The following is a 21,730-nucleotide window of genomic DNA, read 5'->3' as shown; positions in this document are numbered from 1 at the left end:
TCAGATTAAAATTCCGCACTTCCAGGAGTTCTCGGGAAAGGAATTACGTCTCTAATGTTTGTCATTCCAGTTACAAACAATACCAAACGCTCAAATCCAAGTCCGAAACCTGCGTGAGTCGCTGATCCAAATCTTCTGGTGTCTAAATACCAGTATAATTCTTCTTCATCGATTTCTAAAGCTTTCATTTTTTCAACCAAAACATCGTAACGCTCTTCTCTTTCAGAACCACCAACGATTTCTCCAATTCCAGGGAAAAGGATATCCATTGCACGAACCGTTTCTCTTCCTGGTTCTGTATTGTCATTCAAACGCATGTAAAACGCTTTAATGTTTGCAGGGTAATCAAACAAGATTACCGGACATTTAAAGTGTTTCTCCACCAAATAACGCTCGTGTTCTGATTGTAAATCAGCTCCCCATTCGTTGATGATATATTGGAATTTTTTCTTTTTATTTGGAGTAGAATCTCTCAAGATATCAATTGCTTCCGTATAAGAAACACGTTTGAAGTTGTTCTCCAATACGAAGTTTAATTTCTCTAACAAAGCCATTTCGCTTCTGTCAGCCTGAGGTTTTGATTTTTCTTCTTCAAGAAGTCTTCCTTCCAAGAATTTCAAATCATCCTGACAATTGTCTAAAGCATATTTAATCACATACTGAATAAAATCTTCAGCCAAATCCATGTTGTCATCAAGGTCATTGAAAGCAACTTCTGGCTCAATCATCCAAAATTCTGCAAGGTGACGAGAAGTATTTGAATTTTCTGCTCTAAAAGTTGGTCCAAAAGTATAAATCTGACCCAAAGCCATTGCAAAAGTTTCACCTTCTAATTGTCCCGAAACCGTTAAGTTTGTATGTTTTCCGAAGAAATCTTTTTTGAAGTCAATGTTTCCTTCTTCGTTTTTTGGAAGATTATCTAAAGGCAACGAAGTCACCTGAAACATTTCTCCAGCACCTTCAGCATCAGCTCCAGTGATAATTGGCGTATTTACATACACAAATCCTTTTTCCTGAAAATATTTGTGAACCGCAAATGACAATACAGAACGTACACGCATAATTGCTCCAAAAGCATTTGTACGAACACGTAAATGTGCATTCTCACGTAAAAATTCTAAAGAGTGTTTTTTAGGCTGCATTGGGAATTTCTCCGCATCAGAATCTCCTAAAATTTCAATCTTAGAAACCTGAATTTCATATTTCTGACCTGCACCTTTACTTTCAACCAAAGTTCCAATTACAGAAACTGCAGCTCCCGTCGTGATTCTTTTTAAAGTTTCTTCCGGTGTATTTTCAAAATCAACAACACATTGTATATTATTAATGGTAGAACCGTCATTAAGCGCGATGAACTGATTATTTCTAAAAGTTCTCACCCATCCTTTTGCATTAACCTCCTGAAGCGTCGTCGTACTGTTTAATAAGTCTTTAACTTTTGTGTGTTTCATTTTATATATAATATTGAAATTAAATTATTTGTTGTGTAATAACTGCAAATATAAACGATAATAATTAATTTTTGTAGCTGTTTCCCGCTATCCGCTATATCTTTTTATTGCTAAAGGAGCAATAAAAAGGATGCCGCTACTATCAGGGCTAGGGCTTTTCGTTTTTCTAAGAGGCAATTGTTTCTTATTTTTTTGTCCTTGCGAGGAACGAAGCAATCACACTAACAAAATAATTAGTTGATTTAGCAAATGAGATTGCTTCGTTCCTCGCAAGGACTAAACTTTGCGTAAAAAGAATATTGTCTATAATCTTTGTCAAAGTTCAAAACTTTGACAAAGATTCAAACTATCAATTCGTGCTAATTCGTGACTCGAGCGAAAGCGAACAGACGAAGTAAATTCGTGTTTATCCTTCCAAATCCTCTTTCTTAGCCTTCTTCTTTTCAAAAGTCAAAACCAAAGCCGGAAGAACCAATAAATTAGCAAACATTGCAAATGCCAAAGTACAAGAAATTAATCCTCCAAGCGCAATTGTTCCGCTAAAGCTTGAAAGCGTGAAAGTAGCAAATCCTAAAATCAAAACTACCGAAGTATAAAAAGTACTGATTCCAGTTTCTCTCAAAGCGCTGAAAACAGAACGTTTAACTTTTCCGTTACTTTGAATCAAATCGTGTTTGTACTTCGCCATAAACTGAATCGCATTATCAACCGAGATTCCAAACGCAATACTGAATACTAAAATTGTAGAAGGTTTCAACGGAATTCCGAAATAACCCATCAATCCGGACGTAATACAAAGCGGCAAAATATTCGTAATTACAGATGCCATTACCATTTTGAACGATCTGAATAAATAAAGCATCAAAATCGCAATTACCAAAATCGCAAAAATCAACGATTCTATTAAGTTGTCAACTAAATATGATGTTCCTTTCTGGAAAACCAATGCTTTTCCGGTAATGGTAACTTCGTAACGATCTTTCGGGAAAATCTCATCAATTTTTGAATGCAGTTTTTTCTCCACTTTCGCCATTTCATCCGTACCAATATCTCTCATAAAAGTGGTGATTCGGGCATATTGTCCAGTCGAATCAACATAACTTTTCATTAAATTGTCTTTGCTATTTTTTGTTGCATTTTTAGCATACGACAAAATAAAAGCTTGTTCCTGCGAAGTTGGCAATTGATAATATTCCGGGTTTCCGTTATAAAAAGCCTGTTTCGAATATTTAACCAGATTCACCACAGAAACAGGTTTTGACAATTCCGGAAGACTTGCAATAGTATTTTGCAGTTCATCCATTTTGCGCATCGTCGACAATTTCATAACACCTTTTTTATGTTTGGTGTCAATCATAATTTCGAGCGGCATTACACCGTTAAACTCTTTTTCGTAGAATAAAATATCTTTAAAGAAAGAAGCACTTTTTGGCATTTCGCCAATCAAACTTCCTGAAACTTTCATTTGAGAAACTCCAATTACACTAAAAACCAATAACAATCCGTAAATCGTATAAATTACTTTTCGCTTGTTTTTTACCACATTTTCGACAAAATCCAATAAAGTCGAAATATACGTTTTAGTCAAATGATACAAATGTTTTTCTCCCGGAACATCCATAAAGCTGTACACAATTGGCACAATTAAAAGCGTCAATAAATAAACCGAAATCACATTGATTGAAGTCACTAAACCAAACTCAAAAAGCAGGTCGTTTCCTGTAATCATGAATGTTGCAAAACCTATCGCCGTTGTTAAATTCGTCATTAAAGTCGAAACTCCAATTTTAGAAATAATACGTTGCAAAGCCTTTGCCTGATTGTTGTGCAGTTTAATTTCCTGCTGATATTTATTGATCAGGAAAATACAATTCGTAATACCAATTACAATAATTAATGGCGGAATAATAGCCGTTAAAATCGTAATTTTATAATGAAATAATCCAAGTGTTCCAAAAGACCAGATTACACCAACAAGTAAAATACAAATGGATAAAAACGTTGCTCTGAAAGAACGGAAAAAGAAAAAGAAAATCAATGAAACCGTCAGTAAAGCCGCGCCAATAAAGAGCCCGATTTCCCCTTTCATATTATCAGCATTGATTGTTCTGATGTAAGGCATTCCGGAAACTTTCAAATCGATTCCGGTAGTTTTTTCGAATTTATCGATTTTCGGAACCAGATTTTCAAGGATAAAAGTTTTTCTTTCGGCTGTATTTACAAGTGCTTTATTAATGTAAACTGCTGAACGAATACTTCCGCTTTCTTTATTAAAAAGCAAACCTTCGTAAAAAGGTAAATTATGAAATAAATCGTATTGAACCTTTTTTAAATACTCAGGGTCTTTCGCTTTATCTTGATTTATAAAAGGTGCAAGAACGAATTTTTCGTTAACAGTATCTTTTTCTAATTTTTTCAAATCATTTAAAGAAACCACCAAATCAACTTCTTTAGAATTCTTTAAACCTGTCATTAATTCATTCCAGGCAGCATAATTTTTAGGCGTAAAAAATTTCGGATCCTGAAACCCAATTACTACTAAATTTCCTTCTTCTCCAAATTTACTTAGGAACTTTTGATAGTCTTTATTTGCGACATGATTTTTAGGAAGCAAGTTTGCTTCGGTATAGGTCATAGCAAGATTTTTCCATTGATAACCAAGGAAAATTGTCAAAGCCGAAACCCCAACGAGTATCGCAATTCTATTTTTAAGTATGATTCTGGCTAGTTTTTCCCAAAATCCAACTTGTACAGCGTTTTTCATAAATTCTTTAAAATGGATGCAAATGTAGTGAAAAGTGCTCGAAATCATAAATATTCAGGTCGTTTTTACGGTTTGTTAACATATTTGATAATGTGATTTTTAGGAAAAATTAGATGATTTGCACAATCCTACGTTAGCTTTTCTCATATTTGTACTTAATTTAAAAATGAAAGGAAAATGAATTGGATTTTATTAATAATTGCAGGACTTTTTGAAGTTGGATTTGCATCTTGTTTAGGCAAAGCCAAAGAAACAACAGGAATTCTATCAACTTACTGGATGATTGGGTTTTTCGTTTGTCTTTCGATCAGTATGCTTTTATTATATAAAGCCACTCAGGTTTTACCAATTGGAACCGCATATGCCGTGTGGACAGGAATTGGCGCCGTTGGAACTGTTTTGGTTGGAATTTTAATTTTTAAAGAACCGGCAACTTTCTGGAGAATATTTTTTCTTTCGACTTTAATCGCTTCAATTATTGGGTTGAAGTTTGTTTCTAGTCATTAGAAATATTACCCACGAATCTTGCGGATTAAACAGATACACGCGGTTTTTTTTTATTTTTAAAATAATAAAACATGCCACAGATTACACAGATTCTCACAGATTAATTTTTAGTAAATAATTAGAAAAAATCTTTTTAATCATTCTAATCAGTGGCAAAAAATAGCACGCAGATTTCGCAGATTAAAAAGATCTACACAGATTGATTTAATATTAATTCGTGCTCATTCGTGAAATTCGTGGCGAAAAAAATAGCACGCAGATTTCGCAGATTAAGCGGATTTAAGCAGATAATTTTATTCATTGAAATAGTATAAAAAGAAAATCTGTGACAACCCGTTTTATCCGTAAAATCCGCGGGCAAAAAAACTTTTAACTTTACATAACAATGCAAGACAACACAATAACTTTTATATTTCTGGCAATTCTTTTATTGCTAATCGCCATTATCTGCTTTTTGTTTTATCAATTAATGCAATTCAAAAAAGCAAAAGATGATGCCGAAAAGAGTTTTTATGCGCTCGAAATGAAAGTTAATGATTTGCAGTTAGAAACTCTGGAATCAAAACTGAATCCGCATTTGTTTAAGAATATCCTGAATTCGATTCAATCGCATGCTTATCAAACGTATTTTGCATTGGATAAATTGGCGAATGTTTTAGACTATATTTTATACGAAAGCAAAAAGAAGTTTGTCACCGCTAAAGAAGAAATTGATTTTGCGTTGAATCTAATCGAAATCAATAAAATCAAGATTAGTCCGCTTTTTGAATTAAAAATCAAAACCAATATCAATAAGGACGATAAATTATACGAACAACCTTTATTGGCGCCTTTAATTTCTATTGATTTAATCGAAAATGCCTTTAAACACGCTGATTTGCAAAGTGCAGATGCTTTTATTTCGGTAGTTTTTGAGTTTAGAGACAATAGTTTTTTTATGACGGTTTCGAATAAAATTTCGGATAAAAAAGTATTAAAAAAAGAACGAAGCGGTTTTGGTCATGCAACTTTAGAACACCGATTGCGCATTATATATAAGAATAATTTCAAACTCGATAAATTCGTAGAAAACGACATTTATATCGCTCATCTAAAAATAGATTTACTTGAATACAAAACTGAAATGCTTGCTTCTGGACGATGAGTTACCGGGATTAATGTACCTGAAAATGCTTTGCGAACAAATTCCGGAAATCGAAATCGTAAAGACATTCAATAATCCTGAAAAACTCCTTGCAGATATTCCGAATCTCGATTTTGATTTACTGATTTCAGATATCGAAATGCCGGGAATGGACGGTTTGCATCTGGCAGAATTGCTCCATAATAAATTGGTTATTTTTTGTACGGCTTATAAAGAATATGCCGCCGATGCCTTTAATATCGACGCAGTAGATTACATCACAAAACCGGTAAAACTAGAACGTTTGCAAAAAGCAATCTCAAAAGCTTTTGAACGTTTTGAAAAACCTGATGCTTCCAAAAAATTTATCCAGTTGAATACCGACAAAGGGAAAACCTTATTGTATTTTAATCAGATTCAGTATATCAAAACAGCCATTAGTGATAGTCGAGATAAAACAGTTTTGCTGACTGACGGAAGTTTTCTAAACCTGAAAAACGTTAAATTCGACACACTTTTAAACGAATTACCTGACGCTGATTTTTGCCGAATCAACAAAAAAGAAATTGTTGCTGTAAAAGCGATTAAATTCTTCAATCATAACGAAATTGTTCTGTATCATTTAGAAAAAAATGACAAAAACAGTACTTTAATTTTAAGCGAAACCTATCGTTCTGACTTTTTGAAAAAGGTAAAATTATAACTTATTACAAAGTTTTTCGGACTTGTTACATACATTGAAAATTAGGTTTAAAAATCCTTTTTCACTTAATTCTCAGTTCTGATATTTGCAGCATTAAAATCTAAAAAACGAGTTATGAATAACATAAAAAACTCCTTATTTTACATTACAGTTATTGGCGGTTTTACAGCTCTCATATATTGGGTAATTTCAAAAGGTGCCGCACTAGAAGTAGGACGCGGAATCGTACACAAACAAATTCAAAGTAATCACTGGAATGATTTTCTTCATTCTATGGTAGAAAACCTGCAACATCCTTTAGCAATTTTATTAGCTCAAATTGTTACTATAATTTTAGTTGCCCGTTTATTCGGATGGTTTTTTAGAAAAATAGGACAACCTTCTGTAATTGGCGAAATGATTGCCGGTATTGTCCTTGGACCATCATTAGTCGGAATGTATTTTCCGGAATTCTCACACGCTTTATTTCCAAAAGAATCTTTAGGAAATCTACAATTTTTAAGTCAGATTGGTTTAATTCTTTTCATGTTCGTGATTGGAATGGAATTAGACTTGAAAGTATTAAAAAACAAAGCACATGATGCTGTAGTAATTAGTCACGCAAGTATTGTAATTCCATTTGCATTGGGATTAACTCTGGCTTATTTTATCTACCATACTTTTGCCCCTGTTGGTGTTGAGTTTGCTTCTTTCGGATTATTTATGGGAATTGCTATGAGTATTACTGCGTTTCCGGTTCTCGCCAGAATTGTGCAGGAACGAGGCATGCAAAAAACAAAATTAGGAACCATCGCCATTACTTGTGCTGCTGCCGATGATATTACAGCTTGGTGTATTCTTGCCGTTGTAATTGCTATTGTAAAAGCAGGTTCATTTACAAGTGCTTTATATGTGATAGGTTTGGCTATTTTGTATGTAATTGTAATGCTAAAAATAGTTCGCCCTTTCCTGAAACGCGTTGGAGATTTGAATTCAACTCGCGAAAGTTTGAATAAACCGGTTGTAGCAATCTTTTTCATCACACTTTTATTCTCTGCTTACGCATCGGAATTAATCGGAATTCACGCTTTATTTGGTGCTTTCTTAGCCGGAGCAATTATGCCGGAAAACAACAAATTCAGAAATATTTTTATCGAAAAAGTCGAAGACGTTGCCATCATCGTTTTATTGCCTTTATTCTTTGTATTTACAGGTTTACGTACACAAATAGGTTTATTGAATGATCCTTATTTATGGAAAGTAACCGGAGTAATTATCGCCGTTGCCGTTGTTGGAAAATTCTTTGGAAGTGCTTTTGCCGCAAAATTTGTCGGACAAAGCTGGAAAGACAGTTTAGCGATTGGAGCTTTGATGAACACAAGAGGTTTAATGGAATTAGTTGTCCTAAATATTGGTTATGATTTAGGCGTTTTATCTACAGAAATTTTTACCATGATGGTTATTATGGCTTTGGTAACGACTTTTATGACAGGTCCCGCGCTTGATTTTATCGGATTTATTTTTAAAGATAAAATGACCGCAGTTCCTCAGGAAATTGGAAACAAAAGCAAATACAAAATCCTGCTTTCTTTTGCAACGCCAGAAAAAGGAAAAAAACTACTTCAGATTGCAAATAGTTTAGTCAAAAAACAAGGAGATAATTCGATTGTAACCGCAATGCATCTTTCTCTAAGTACCGAAATACATTCGTTTGACGTTAAAGATCACGAGCGTAAAATGCTGGTTCCGGTTATTGAAGAATCAGAACGATTGAATCAAAATATGTTAAGCGTTTTTAAAGTAACCAATGATATTGACACTGATATTATTGACACGGCAAATCAAGGCGAATACGATTTATTGTTAGTTGGTTTAGGTCAGTCTATTTTTGACGGAACTTTACTGGGGAAAATCCTTGGTTTCACAACCCGAATTGTAAATCCGGATCGTTTAATTGATAAGTTTACCGGAAAAGAAGGTTTGTTCGAAAACTCTCCTTTTGACGAAAGAACGCGTCATATCATTGCAAAAAGTAAAATGCCTGTCGGGATTTTTATTGACAAAGAATTAGAAGAAGTCAATCAGGTATTCATGCCGATTTTCAGTAAAGAAGATGCTTTTTTAATAGAATATGCAAAAAAATTAATCAATAATAATGGCTCGCAAATTACAGTTCTGGATGCAAGCGGCGAAGTAAAAAGCACACGCGATATTCAGGAAACAATTCGCTCGATCGAACAAATTGCACCAAATCATATTATGATTATGCACGACAGAACGCTAAAAAAGGAATTTTTAGAAAGCCAAAACTTAATGATTATAAGTCTTGAAAGCTGGAAAAAATTAATAGAATCTCAAAGCACATGGTTAAACAACACGCCATCAGTTTTGATCTTGAAACCATAAACGGAAAATAAATTCCGATATTTTAAATCCCAAATTCTAAATCTGTTTTGATTCGAATTTGGGATTTTTTACTTTTACTTTTCTTTTAAAAATTACTTATCGATAGTAACAAAAGGAAGATTATTAAGTTCTGTAATCACAAAAGTCGATTGTGTACTTGATTTGTCTAACATTCCATCAGAAGTAATTGTATAAAGATTATTAATAGACACACCATTGATATAAGGAACTTGAAATTCAGTAATTTTCACTAACGCACCTTCAGCATCATAAACTTCTACTCTATATGTCCTTCCGTTTCCAGCATTAGTAGTCCAAAAATAACCATCATTAACTTTATCACCAGAACACAAATAATCACTTACAATTTGCTCACTGGTAAAATCAATTGCAACAGGTGTTTTATTCCACTCAAAGTTCCAGGCAGGATCAGCACCAAGTACATAAGAAATCTGACCACAAAACAATTTTGCAGTATATCCTTGTCCTTTTAAATCCTCTGCAAAAGCGAATAACGAAATCAATCTTCCGTTTAAAGGTTCTAATTCAAATTGAATTGCATCATTATCTCCTGCAACAACATTTCGTGTTATTGTAGCTTTAGATTTATAAACAATAGAAGGCGTTTTATTTAAAAGTCTTTGAGATACCGAATTTAGCGATTCAGATGCATTTTCTACAACTGGTGCAGTCTGATACCAACCTGCTGATTCAACATTTGAAGTCGTCAAAACTGAAAACTCTGATGTTCCAGTCTTCAAATTTCTTAATATAAAATCACTTGCAGCTCCAATTGTACCATTTTCAACTAAATTAAATACATTTTCTTGCGCAACACCACCATTAACAGCCGTTACTATAACACTTTTTATTTCGACAGGCAAAGTATTTCTTAATACATCTTTTCCAGTTTTTTTAGTATTAGAATTTGCAAAGCCAACTTTCATGTTTGCCTCTTTAGCTTCTCCATTTCCAATTGAATCTGAATCACCTGTTGAACAACTCACAAGACTTAAAAATAGGACTAAACCTAAGATTGTTTTTTTCATAATAGTTTTTTTTTAGCATTTAGGAGATAAAAGTAGTACTTAAAAACATACGTTATTTACGGCTTCCCGTAAACAAAGCTCAATTATTTCTTTTTTTCTCAATCTATTCTATCAAAAAAAACTAAAGACTAAATTTTAAAAATTTACAATAAAATTCTAAATCCGCTTTGATTGGAATTTGGGATTTTTGTTTTTTCAAATTGATTTCCTTTTCCATTTCAACGGATTAAAATCCGTTGCTACAAAATAGATCATTCCTTCGGAATTTTTCTTCAGAGAGTTCCGAAGGAACAAAACATATTGTAGGGATGGATTTTAATCCATCCAACGCAATCATAAACCCAATCCTGTCATTTCGACCGAAGGGAGAAATCACACACGAAGCTCGACAAAAATTGGTGCTTTTCTTTGTGTTAGTTTCGTGCGGAGATTCCTCGTTCCTCGGAATGACAAGATCGCGATTACGATTGCGTCTTTGCGAGCTAAAAACCTCAGCACCTTAGCAACTCACCATCTTAGAACCTTTAAAAAAAAACCTACTTCAACAAATATCCCAATCGAATCGATCCGAAAAAGTAGCCTGCGCTTGTATTTGTAATTTCATTAGGTTCTACTTCTCTGCCTCTGTAGATAAAGGAATAAGATAAATTCCAATTGTTGTGGCGGTATTTTAGGCCAAATTCGGCATTGAAGCGCCAATGCGTTATATCAAAGGTTAACGGACTTGTATTGTTGAACATGCTTCCCTGAATTGTTGCGTCATAAAACTGGTAATTGACGCTTGGAATAGCATAAAAATAAAATTCCCGAATATTATATTGTGGTTCTGAACTTACAGAAGCATCGTGCATATTTGAATCGTAAATGGGTAATAATCTCTTAAACCCTATTCGGGTTAGGAATCCTGTAGAAACTCCTGTAAAAATAGTTCCCAAATTGCCTTCTGACTGAAAATGAAGATCTACAAAATCATTGTGTTTATTTGGAAACAATTTCTTTGAATATAAAACGTGTGCCTGAGCGCCAAAAGCATTATGCAATTGGTTTTCCCAGCCGTAAACTGTTTTGTAACCTATAAGGTGATGGAAACTTTCTTGTGTTTGTCTTCCAAAAGCATTTGGCCCCATAAAACCCAACTGAAAATCAGTTTTTAAAACCGACTCACTTTTATAAAAAAAGCTTCTTCCGGCTTCGGCAAAAAGATAAGCGGTAAACGGGCGATCATTTTCTCCAACGGCTTCTGCATTAATAAATCTTGGATTATAAATATATTGCCCAATGCGAAATTCGGTGATTTTTTTATCGATTTTTTCGTTGTTATTCTTCGACAGAAAACGGTAGAAAAGCTCTAAACCGTTGGTATAATACATATCATTTTTTGATGAAGTGTATAAATCATTATCTGTAATAAGACCAATTTCTTTTGTTTTTGCCTGTCCAAAAATCAAAGTCGATGATAATATCAGTAATGCAAAAAGAACTTTTTTATTTCGCATTATAATTTATTTTTCCAACAGCACGCATTTCACGAACTATTCTTTCTTTACGTCTGTTGATATAACTTGAAGATCCTGTTGCTTTAAACTTTCTTGGATTTGGTAATATTGCGGCAATCCCTGCAGCTTGCATTGGCGTTAAGCTCGAAGCATCTCTACGATACCAATGTTCTGTTGCGGCATATGCACCATAAACTCCATCGCCCATTTCGATGCTATTCAAATAAACTTCCATGATGCGTTCTTTGCCCCAGATAATTTCGATCAAAACAGTGAAATAAGCTTCTAGTCCTTTTCGCAAATAACTTTTCCCTTGCCATAAAAAAACATTCTTGGCAGTTTGTTGCGAAATTGTACTTCCGCCACGAATTCGGCGGCCGCGTTCGTTACTTTTATATGCTTTTTGCAAAGCTTTAAAATCAAAACCGTTGTGAGTTAAGAAAGTTCCGTCTTCACTTGCAATTACCGCTTTCTGAAGATTCATCGAAATCTTTTCAATTGGTTCCCAGTCGTGATCAAAATAAACCTCCTTTCCATCCATTTTATTTTCGATGGCACGAATGATCATTAAAGGCGTAAACGGCACCGGAACATATTTAAAAAATACGACGGACGCGATCGAAACTCCAAAAAACCATAAACAAGCTTTTATAAAAAACCATTTTACTTTTTCTCCAAAAGAACGATTGGTTTTCTTCGAAGCCGGTTTTGGTTTACTCGCTGTTGTTGCTTTTTTTGGTACTGGTTTTTTGGTTGCTGCCATTATATTAAATCTGCTAATTCTGTTCCTACTAAACTGCCAATTGCCACTCCCATTCCGCCTAAACGCACTCCACAAAACACGTTTTCAGATAGTTGTGTAACAACTGGACTTTTGCTATTTCCAACTCCCATTATTCCACTCCAACGGTGCGCAATCTGAAAGTCCTGATTTGGTAAAATTACATTTTTAAGTAAATCCTCCAATTTATTTTGCACAATTTTCGTCTGACCAAATTCGCTTGTATTTTCAGTTTCAAAATCCAGATTTCGTCCGCCTCCAAGTAAGATTCTGTCATTTATATTTCTGAAATAATAATAACCTCTGTCTAAATGAAATGTTCCTTTTATATCTAAACCCGGAATTGGTTCTGTAATTAAAACTTGCGCTCTTGCAGGCTGAACGGCTCCTTTTGTCAATGTATTTGCAAAACCATTTGTAGCAAAAAGCATTTTTTTTGATTTAAAACTAAAATCATTAAAAACGATTTCAACCTGATTCCCTAAATCAGAATATGCCGTAACTGTTTGTTGATTGAGAATTAAAATATTATCCGAAACTGCTTGGCGCAACACTTCCTGCATCATATTTCCGGTATCAATCTGGGCTTCAAACGGATTAAAAACTAAGTAATCCTGAATATCTCCAAACCCAAATCGGTCTGTTTCTTTGGTAAAAACATCGGCTTTGAAAAGTGGTTTTAGAATTTCGTTTATAAAAGGTAATTTCGAAATACATTCGCTAAAACCAAGTTCGTCTTCTTTCAAAAACAATTCATATCCGCCATGAGGTTTAAAATCAATTGCAGAATCTCCTAATCTTTTTCGGAGTAATTGCAAACCTTTCCAACGTTTCTCGATAAGATTGATAACATCTTCTTCTGAATGCGTTTTTAAATCATCCATAATTTCAGAAAGGCTTCCAAAACAAGCAAAACCTGCGTTTTTGGTGCTTGCGCCTTGCGGTAACATGCCTTTTTCTAACACCAGAATTTTTGCAGTTGGGAATCTTTCGCGTAAGCGCAATGCAGCATGCAACCCTACAATACCGCTACCAACGATTGTAAAATCAACATTTGTAAACCAGTTTTTAAGTTCCCAATAACTTAATTCCATTTCTCAATTTTTTATAAAAATACTGATTTTTTGTTTCACCATATAAGTTATATAAGTTCATTTAAATTTTCACGTATTAAACTCTTTATCTGTCTTAGCTAAATGAACTTTTCTAAACCATATAAGTGATATAAGATAATACTAAGTTTTGCGCACTAAACTCTTTGCCAGACTGAGCGAACTTAATTGTCATCCTCAATTAAATGAACTTATATCACTTATATGGTTTAAATCTTTTAACATTTAGTTGCTGAAATATATTCGTACTTTTAGCCCCACGAATATTAGAATTTTATTATGAAAAAAGTATTATTTACAACCTTAATAATGATGAGTTTAAACGCCATTGGACAGACTGTAATGTCTCCTGAATTGTTATGGAAATTAGGAAGAGTAAGTGCTCTTGGTCTTTCAAAAGATGCGAAAAATGTTGTTTTTAAAGTTTCTACTCCTTCTGTAGAAGAAAACAAATCGCATTCTAAATTTTATATTGTACCTGTAAATGGTGGAAACGCAACTGAAATTAAGGATACAAAAGAAATTTTGGCAGACAAAAATGTTTCGCCTGACGGAAAATTTTTAGTGTATAATGACGAAGTAAAAATTGACAAAGTTTTGGGTAAGGATTTTTATCCAAAGTTAGACAAATCAGAAGTTCAGATTTATGATGGCTTAGATTACCGTCATTGGGACACCTGGAACGAAGGAAAATTTAACCACGTTTTTTATAAAGAAAACAAAGATGGCGCAACTGGAATTGACATCTTAAAAGGTGAGAATTTCGATTCTCCACAAAAACCTTTTGGAGGTGACGAAGATTACATCTGGTCTCCTGGCGGAAAAAGTATCTTGTATGTTTGCAAGAAAAAAGCAGGAACGCAATATGCAATTTCTACAAATACTGACATTTATGAGTACAACTTAGAGACTCAAAAAACGACAAACAGAACCGAAGGAAATTTAGGTTATGATACTGCGCCACAATTTTCGCCAACAGGAAACCTGACTTGGTTACAAATGAAACGTGACGGTTATGAGGCTGATAAAAATGATATTATTGTTGAGTTTAAAGGAATCAAAACAAACTTAACGGCAAATTGGGACGGAACTGTAGATAATTTTATCTGGAGTAAAGACGGTAAAAATGTATTTTTTGTAGCTCCAGTTGATGGTACAAAACAACTTTTTTCGGTAAACTTTCCGGGATTAACAAAAATTGCGATTCAGGTTCGTCAATTGACAAACGGAGATTTTGATGTTAATGATTTAGTTGGTTTTGCAGGCGACGATATTATTGTTACCAGAAATGACATGAATCACGCTCCGGAGATTTTTTCTTTTAATTTGAAGAAAAACACTTGGAAACAATTGTCTAATGTAAATACAGAAACATACAAAACGGTAGCAATTAGCAAAACCGAAAAACGTTATGTTACTACTACTGATGGCAAAAAAATGTTGGTTTGGGTGATTTTACCTCCAAATTTTGACGCTACTAAAAAATATCCAACTTTATTGTTTTGCCAAGGCGGACCACAATCTGCGTTGACACAATCGTATTCTTTCCGTTGGAATTTTCAATTAATGGCGGCTAAAGGTTACGTTGTTGTTGCACCAAACCGTCGCGGAATGCCCGGACATGGCGTTGAATGGAACGAGCAAATTAGTAAAGATTGGGGCGGACAAGTTATGGACGATTACCTTTCTGCGATTGACGATGTGTCTAAAGAAAACTACGTTGACAAATCTCGTTTAGGTTGCGTTGGTGCAAGTTACGGAGGATATTCTGTGTTTTATTTAGCTGGAATTCATAAAAACCGTTTCAAAACTTTTATTGCTCACGATGGTGTTTTCAACACAGTTAGTATGTTAGGAACTACCGAAGAAGTTTTCTTTAATAACTGGGATTTTGGCGGTGCTTACTGGGAAAAAGACAATGCTGTGGCTCAAAAAGCGTACACTACTTTTAATCCTGCAACTTTGGTTCAAAATTGGAACAAACCTATTTTAATAGTTCAGGGCGGAAAAGATTTCCGTGTGCCAATTGGACAAGGACAAGAGGCTTTTCAAGCTGCTCAATTAAGAGGAATCAAAAGCCGTTTGGTTTATTTCCCTGATGAAAATCACTGGGTTTTAAAGCCACAAAACGCTCAGGTTTGGCAAGGTGAATTTTTCAAATGGTTAGAAGAAACACTTTAACTCTATAAATTACAATAAAAAAAGCCGCAGATTTTATACAATCTGCGGCTTTTTTGTTCTTTAGAAGTTTGAATTATGTAAGACATTAGCATTAATTTATCTTTTTAAAACAGTTTTTTTTAAATAAATTGCAGTTTAAAAGAACTTCCAAATCCTACTAACACATTTATGGAGAGCAAAAAAAGTTACACGGCGTTAAAAGTCCTCTTCAGCTATGTTGCATTACTGGCTTTGGTTGTCACAGTTGGATGGTTTTTATATTCGGAGAATGTAGTTTATAATAAATTAGAAGATAAAATTGCATTCGAAAAAACCAAAATCCTAAGAGTTAGTAAATTATTCTCCAATGTTTATAAAACAGAGAGCCTTGCGAGAAAAACAATCCAAACGAATTCTGAAGAAGATTTCAAAAGTTATCTCGTTGAAACTGATTCTTTAAAATCCCGAATTGACACTTTAAAACAAATTGTTACGACTCAATATCAAAAAACATTATTAGATAGTGTTACTTATTATTTGTCTGAAAAAACCAAAAACATTCAGCAATTAAAAACGATAAAAAACAAAGCTGATGATGAAGTTTCTGTAAATACTGCGATTGACGAAATTACAAAAATGGAGTTTAAACTTCGAAAATTAGAACTTCAGGATTTTACTAAAAATCCAAACCAATTAGGAAGTTATCAAAAAAATGTCCTTCAGAAATATGTTGATTACCTAAATCAGAATATTCCGGACGATAGTACAAATACATTAAGCAAACAAGCTTCGGATTCTATTTTGGCGAATTCTAAAAAGCTTTTGAGCTCTGTAAAAATGAGAGCCGAAAAGAAAAAGGAATCTCTGAATTTTCAAGAAAACAAATTATTAAAGAATGAAATTGCAATCTCTGAACAACTTCGAAAAGTACTTCGAATTATCGAAAGAGAAATCATTATCAACTCGATAAAAAACAATTCCCTTAAAGAAAAATCACTTAAAAAAGTCAACGAAATTGTAACGGCTTCGGCTATTATTGGTCTGGTATTGACTTTGTTTTTCTCTATTTTGATTGTGAGCGATTACTCTAAATCGCAATTGTATAAAAAACAGCTTGAAATCGCCAATTTCAAAACTAAAAACCTGCTTAAAAGTCGCGAACAATTAATTTCGACGGTTAGTCATGATTTAAAAACGCCGTTGAGTACGATTGTAGGTTACTCGGAGCTTTTGGGCAATTCTGATGTTAATACGAAACAATCTTATTTTATTAAAAATATCAAAAATTCATCTGAATATATTACGCAATTAGTTCAGGATTTACTGGATTTTTCTCAAATTGAAGCCGGAAAAATTTCGATAGAAAAAGTTCCTTTTCTCTTGCCTGAAATTATTGACGAAGTTGCCAAAAGTATTCAGACGGTTTACAAACAAAAGAATATCGATCTTATTATTAATGTCGACGAAAAACTGAACTCAAGAATTGTTGGTGATCCTTTTCGATTGAAACAAATTTTGAGCAATATCATTGGAAATGCTTATAAATTTACGGAAGAAGGTTTTATAAAAATCAGCGCTTATATTAGTGACGAAAACTTTTTTACGATTACAATTGAAGATACAGGAATTGGAATTGAAAAATCGAATCAGAAATTAGTTTTTGAAGAATTTGCACAGGCAAATGAAGGCATAGAAAAAAAATACGGCGGAACTGGCTTAGGTTTATCAATCTGCCAAAAGATAATCGCTATTCTGGGCGGGAATTTACAACTTGAAAGTACTTTTGGAAAAGGAAGCACTTTTGAAATTCAGCTTCCATTATTATTTGATATCAGCCAAAATTCTATTTCTGAAGTTAAAAAAACAATTTCGGGAGATATTAAAAAACAAACTTTTATTGTTCTTGATGACGATATCAATCTTTTGAATTTAACAAGCGGAGTTTTAAGACAAGAAGGCCATAATGTTTTGTCTTTTAATAGTGCGATTAAAGCGCTTGAAGCAATAAAAAATACTTCTTTTGACTTTGTTATTACGGATATTCAGATGCCGGAAATGGATGGTTTTGCTTTTCTTGAGAAATTAAAAAATAACGGAAATTCAACATACAAAAATCAGCCTGTAATTGCGTTAACCGGAAGAACTGATCTGGATTTTTCTGTTTATTCTAAAGCAGGATTTACAACCGTTATACAAAAACCATATTCGCCTAAAGTATTACTGGAAACAATTGGACATATTCTGGAAAATGGCGAATTATCAAATACCGAAATTATAGAAAACGACGAAAACACTTCAACACAACTGTATTCGTTAAAAACGCTGAATGAATTTCTAGGAAACGACAATGAAGCTTTGAAAGAAGTTATAAAATCGTTTATCGAAAGCAGCGCCGAAAATCTAACTTTTCTGGAAAATGCAATTACCGAAGAAAACAGAGACGAAATCAAATCGATTGCACACAGAATTGCTCCAATGTTCAAACAAATTGAAGCACGAGAAATTGGTGATATTCTGAAAAAACTGGAGAAAAACGATTTTGAAATTTCCGAAATGAAAAGCGTTTTTAAAGATTTAGAAGTAAAAACTAATTTACTTTTTGAAGCCCTAAAAGAAGAACTCGTTTAATCGATATTATATTGTTTCAATTTATTGTAAAGTGTCTTTCGGGTAATCTTTAATAATTTTGCAGCTTCAGATTTATTATTCTTTGCTTTTGATAAAGCATGAATAATGGCTTCTTTTTCGTTTTCGGATAATGAAAAATTACCGTTGCCATTTTGTTGCTTTTGAATCTGAAAAAATTCTATTGGCAAAACATCGCTTTCAATATAATTTCCCTGAGATAAAAGCGTGGCGCGTTTGACGCAATTTTGCAATTCACGTAAATTTCCTGGCCAATTATAATTTTGGAAAATTGTAACGACTTCTGGTGAAAAACCTATAATATCTTTATTTAATTGCTGATTGGCTTTTTCCAGAAAATAATCGGCAAAAACCATCAAATCTTCATCACGATCTTTTAATGATGGAGAAAGAATGGAGAATTCATTGATTCTATGGTATAAATCTTCTCTAAAATCGCCGTTTTTTACTGCTTCACGCAAATCTTCGTTTGTTGCAGTAATAATCCTTATATCGACGTTAATTTCTTTGTTGCTTCCAACTGGTTTTATTTTTCGCTCCTGAAGCGCTCTCAGTAACTGAATTTGATTTTCGTACGAAAGGTTTCCTATTTCATCCAAAAATATAGTTCCGCCATTTGCTGCTTCAAAATAACCAATCTTATCGTTTATCGCGCCTGTAAAAGATCCTTTTAAATGTCCGAAAAATTCACTTGCTGCTAATTCTTTCGGAATCGCTCCGCAATCAACTGCAATAAAGTTATTGTTTTTTCTGGTGCTTTGCTGATGAATACTTTTGGCAATAATTTCTTTACCTGTTCCGCTTTCACCAATAATCAAAACCGACATATCTGTAGGACTTACCAAATGAATATGATCCAGTAATTTCTTAGACGCTACAGAAATTCCTTTTACAAATTCATTTTCTGTTGCAACAGGTTTTTTAGCTGCTTTCTTTTCTTTTACAGGAGTTTCTTCTTCGACCTCAGAATTTTGCAATGCATTGGTAATAACCAACAAAACCTCATCTGGATTAAAAGGTTTCGAAATATAATCTGCAGCGCCGTTTTTAATGGCTTTTACTGCTGTATTTACATCTGAATAACCTGTCATAAGAATAACAGGAATATGAGGATGAGAAATTTTAAATTCTGACATAAGTCCAATACCATCAGAATCAGGCAAACGAAGATCTGTCAAAATCAAATCAAAGGATTCGTTCTTGATTGCTATTTTGGCTTCTGCAGCCGAGAAAGCTATAGTTACTTCGTATGCTTTTTTTACTAGAAATTTCTCTAATAATTTGCAAAACGAAATATCATCTTCTATCAGTAATATCTTTGGCATTTGTTTTTAGGGACTTTTTTGCTAAAATAATACTAATAAAATTGTCTTTTCACAAAATTATGCAAAAAAAAAGAGATTGCTCGAAGCAATCTCTTTTTCACCAAAAACATAAATCTAATTTCACCTAATTATATCTTCAACCAGTTGCCATTGACATCTGAGTAAACAGTAGCCTTTTGGTCACCAACCGATATTTCTAATTTGTATTCTTTCTTTTCGTTAACAAACGCCTTGTCCAGTTTTGCACCTGGATAAGCAGTTTGCAAAGCGGTTTTTACAGCAGCGGGTACAGCATCTGCACTAACTTCAGTATATTCGGCTTGAATCGAAATAGTCATTTTTGCTTGCTCGGGAGTTGCTGATGTACTTGCGTAAATTGACAAACTTCCCAGAACGATCGCTGCTGATAAGATTAACTTTTTCATAGTGCTCTTTTTAATTATTTTTTAATGATATTTCCTGAAGCATCTGTAAATACAGTATACTTTTTCTCTCCGCTTGAAATTTCAAGTTTGTACTGATTCTTGTCGTTTTTGTACGCTTTTTCAAGTTTCGTGTTAGGGAAAGATTTTTCGATAGTCGACTTTACGGCTGCCGGAACAGCATCAGCTGCAACTTCAGTGTATTCGTCCTGAATTACTGATTGTGTCATTGAAGTTTTTACCGCAGGCGTGGTTGCCTGAACTGATAATCCTCCTAAAATGATTGCTGCAGATAAGATTAGCTTTTTCATAATAAATAGTTTTTATAGTTAGTTTAATTTATTTCTTAAGAATGTTACCCGAAGCATCTGTATAAACAGTTGATTTTTCGCCTCGAACAGTGACTTCAATTTTATACTCTTTTTTTGAATTTACATATGCTTTCTCCAGTTTCACACCTGGATATGCATTGTCAAGAGCTGTTTTTATTGCTGCCGGAACAGCGTCAACTTCTTTATAATCATCCTGAACATTTACTAACTGTAACACTGAATTGTTTACGATAGTATTTCCTGCTTGCATTGACAAACTTCCTAAAACGATAGCTGCCGATAAGATTAACTTTTTCATAGTGATATTTTTTAAGGGTTAGCCCTGATTATTTTTTGATCCAAGATCCGTCTGCATTTGCATAAAGAGAACCTACTTTGTCTCCTACTGTAACACTTAATTTATATTCTGAACTTGCATTTTTGAATGCTTTTGAAAGAATCGCGTCCGGATATGCTTTTTTAAGAGCATCTGTTACGGCAACCGGAACTTCTTCTAGTTTAATTTCAGTGTACTCGTCTTGAAATGAGATTGTTTTTACGATTGTATTTGAAATTGGAGAAGTTGATGCAAATGATGTTAAACCTCCCAAAACGATTGCGGCTGATAAAAATAAATTTTTCATGATAGTTGTAGTTTAGTGTTGTTAATTTGAGTCTGATATTGCTAATTTGAATCTTCACGAGAATCGATTTAGATTAATATTTGATTATTTTTTAATCCAAGATCCATCTGCATTAGCAAAAAGATTTCCTACTTTGTCACCAACTGTAACGTCTAATTTATATTCTGATTTTTCGTTTTTATATGCTTTTGTAATAACTGCGGTTGGATATGCTTTTTTCAAAGCTTCATTAATTGGAGCTGGTAATTCTTCCAATTTAATTTCTGTGTATTCGTCTGAAACTACAACAGTTTTTACAATAGTATTTGTTATTGGAGCTGTAGAAGCGAATGAAGTTAAACCTCCTAAAACAATTGCGGCTGATAAAAATAGATTTTTCATAATAGTATATTTTAATTATTTAATAGTTTGTTTACGCTTTAGGTAATGAAATTATTATGCCGTTACTTAAAGATGATGCCACAAACCCATTAAAACCCTGTTTTTTAAGAGTTTAATTAAAATTTACTATTGTTTAAAATTACAAAAAAGTGTGTAATACGTTATAAAAGTGTGTAAAAAATATACACTAAAAGTGTATACATCATATATTAATCAATAAAACCCTATAAGTTTCAAAGCATAATCGGTGAGTTTAAAAAAATAATCAATCCGTAAGAATGTCTGGTTGGTAGATTAGATTTTGTTCCTGCCAATACGTTCCGTAGGAACGTTTGATTAATAAAAAACAGTTTCTGTTGTGATTAATTTCATTGAAACAATTGTCCTTACAGGACATAATGCGAAAATTGTATTATTTTTTTTCTACCGATCAAATATTCTTATGGAATAATAAATCGCGTAACATACAA

The 21,730-nt window shown here is 33.5% G+C and carries 18 protein-coding genes; 6 read left to right on the top strand and 12 right to left on the bottom strand.

Annotation, left to right across the window (positions count from 1 at the left end; genetic code table 11):
* Positions 1-5 precede the first annotated feature (5 nt).
* Together asnS and C8C83_RS11150 are read right to left on the bottom strand one after the other, a co-directional pair.
* The gene (gene asnS, locus C8C83_RS11155) at positions 6-1,451 is read right to left on the bottom strand and encodes an asparagine--tRNA ligase (protein ID WP_035681772.1); all 1,446 of its coding nucleotides are present in this window, start codon (positions 1,449-1,451) and stop codon (positions 6-8) included.
* Positions 1,452-1,857: 406 nt separating this feature from the next.
* Complete coding sequence (locus C8C83_RS11150) at positions 1,858-4,215, bottom strand: MMPL family transporter (protein ID WP_132011750.1); 2,358 nt, start codon at positions 4,213-4,215, stop codon at positions 1,858-1,860.
* Positions 4,216-4,392: 177 nt separating this feature from the next.
* Between C8C83_RS11150 and C8C83_RS11145 the strand changes: the two genes are divergently transcribed.
* From C8C83_RS11145 to C8C83_RS11130, 4 genes are all read left to right on the top strand, one after another.
* Positions 4,393-4,722, top strand: a complete 330-nt coding sequence (locus C8C83_RS11145; RefSeq protein ID WP_121328650.1) for a multidrug efflux SMR transporter — start codon at positions 4,393-4,395, stop codon at positions 4,720-4,722.
* 385 nt (positions 4,723-5,107) lie between these two features.
* Complete coding sequence (locus C8C83_RS11140; protein WP_099709751.1) at positions 5,108-5,866, top strand: histidine kinase; 759 nt, start codon at positions 5,108-5,110, stop codon at positions 5,864-5,866.
* On the top strand, positions 5,829-6,548 hold the full coding sequence (locus C8C83_RS11135; protein WP_121328649.1) for a response regulator transcription factor: 720 nt from the start codon (positions 5,829-5,831) through the stop codon (positions 6,546-6,548). The genes C8C83_RS11140 and C8C83_RS11135 overlap by 38 nt, the downstream gene beginning before the upstream one ends.
* Before the next feature lie 114 nt (positions 6,549-6,662).
* Positions 6,663-8,933 carry a cation:proton antiporter gene (locus tag C8C83_RS11130; protein WP_121328648.1) on the top strand — a complete coding sequence of 757 codons (2,271 nt, stop codon included), beginning with the start codon at positions 6,663-6,665 and terminating at the stop codon, positions 8,931-8,933.
* A 92-nt stretch (positions 8,934-9,025) separates the two neighbouring features.
* On the opposite strand, the gene C8C83_RS11125 is transcribed toward C8C83_RS11130, so the two are convergent.
* The 4 genes from C8C83_RS11125 to C8C83_RS11110 all read right to left on the bottom strand — a co-directional run bounded on the left by C8C83_RS11125 (position 9,026) and on the right by C8C83_RS11110 (position 13,353).
* Positions 9,026-9,982, bottom strand: a complete 957-nt coding sequence (locus tag C8C83_RS11125) for a hypothetical protein (protein ID WP_121328647.1) — start codon at positions 9,980-9,982, stop codon at positions 9,026-9,028.
* A 536-nt stretch (positions 9,983-10,518) separates the two neighbouring features.
* Positions 10,519-11,478 carry a lipid A deacylase LpxR family protein gene (locus tag C8C83_RS11120; RefSeq protein WP_121328646.1) on the bottom strand — a complete coding sequence of 320 codons (960 nt, stop codon included), beginning with the start codon at positions 11,476-11,478 and terminating at the stop codon, positions 10,519-10,521.
* Entirely contained in the window at positions 11,468-12,241 is a 774-nt protein-coding gene (gene mtgA / locus C8C83_RS11115) for a monofunctional biosynthetic peptidoglycan transglycosylase (protein WP_121328645.1), read from the bottom strand. Before mtgA ends, C8C83_RS11120 begins: the two co-directional genes overlap by 11 nt.
* Complete coding sequence (locus C8C83_RS11110) at positions 12,241-13,353, bottom strand: FAD-dependent oxidoreductase (protein ID WP_121328643.1); 1,113 nt, start codon at positions 13,351-13,353, stop codon at positions 12,241-12,243. The genes mtgA and C8C83_RS11110 overlap by 1 nt, the downstream gene beginning before the upstream one ends.
* 297 nt (positions 13,354-13,650) lie before the next feature.
* Here C8C83_RS11110 and C8C83_RS11105 point away from each other — a divergent pair, with 297 nt between their 5' ends.
* Complete coding sequence (locus C8C83_RS11105) at positions 13,651-15,552, top strand: S9 family peptidase (RefSeq protein WP_132011749.1); 1,902 nt, start codon at positions 13,651-13,653, stop codon at positions 15,550-15,552.
* Between the two features lie 168 nt (positions 15,553-15,720).
* On the top strand, positions 15,721-18,159 hold the full coding sequence (locus C8C83_RS11100) for an ATP-binding protein (protein ID WP_121328641.1): 2,439 nt from the start codon (positions 15,721-15,723) through the stop codon (positions 18,157-18,159).
* Here the strand turns inward: C8C83_RS11100 and C8C83_RS11095 are convergent.
* The 6 genes from C8C83_RS11095 to C8C83_RS11070 form a co-directional block, all read right to left on the bottom strand.
* The gene (locus C8C83_RS11095; protein ID WP_121328639.1) at positions 18,156-19,502 is read right to left on the bottom strand and encodes a sigma-54 dependent transcriptional regulator; all 1,347 of its coding nucleotides are present in this window, start codon (positions 19,500-19,502) and stop codon (positions 18,156-18,158) included. The two genes, C8C83_RS11100 and C8C83_RS11095, sit on opposite strands and share 4 nt — an antisense overlap.
* A 128-nt stretch (positions 19,503-19,630) precedes the next feature.
* Positions 19,631-19,927 carry a hypothetical protein gene (locus C8C83_RS11090; protein WP_121328638.1) on the bottom strand — a complete coding sequence of 99 codons (297 nt, stop codon included), beginning with the start codon at positions 19,925-19,927 and terminating at the stop codon, positions 19,631-19,633.
* Between the two features lie 14 nt (positions 19,928-19,941).
* Positions 19,942-20,235, bottom strand: a complete 294-nt coding sequence (locus C8C83_RS11085; RefSeq protein ID WP_121328637.1) for a PepSY-like domain-containing protein — start codon at positions 20,233-20,235, stop codon at positions 19,942-19,944.
* A 28-nt stretch (positions 20,236-20,263) separates the two neighbouring features.
* A complete protein-coding gene (locus C8C83_RS11080; RefSeq protein WP_121328635.1) occupies positions 20,264-20,554 on the bottom strand; it encodes a hypothetical protein in 291 nt (96 codons plus the stop codon).
* A gap of 28 nt (positions 20,555-20,582) precedes the next feature.
* The gene (locus C8C83_RS11075; protein ID WP_121328633.1) at positions 20,583-20,879 is read right to left on the bottom strand and encodes a hypothetical protein; all 297 of its coding nucleotides are present in this window, start codon (positions 20,877-20,879) and stop codon (positions 20,583-20,585) included.
* 84 nt (positions 20,880-20,963) lie between these two features.
* Positions 20,964-21,260, bottom strand: a complete 297-nt coding sequence (locus tag C8C83_RS11070) for a hypothetical protein (RefSeq protein ID WP_121328631.1) — start codon at positions 21,258-21,260, stop codon at positions 20,964-20,966.
* Positions 21,261-21,730: the final 470 nt, after the last annotated feature.

Origin of the sequence: Flavobacterium sp. 90 (genome assembly GCF_004339525.1) — a bacterium.
Taxonomy (GTDB): Bacteria; Bacteroidota; Bacteroidia; order Flavobacteriales; family Flavobacteriaceae; genus Flavobacterium.
The sequence above is the reverse complement of the archived record's forward strand: the minus strand, read 5'-3'. Positions and strand labels throughout refer to the sequence as shown.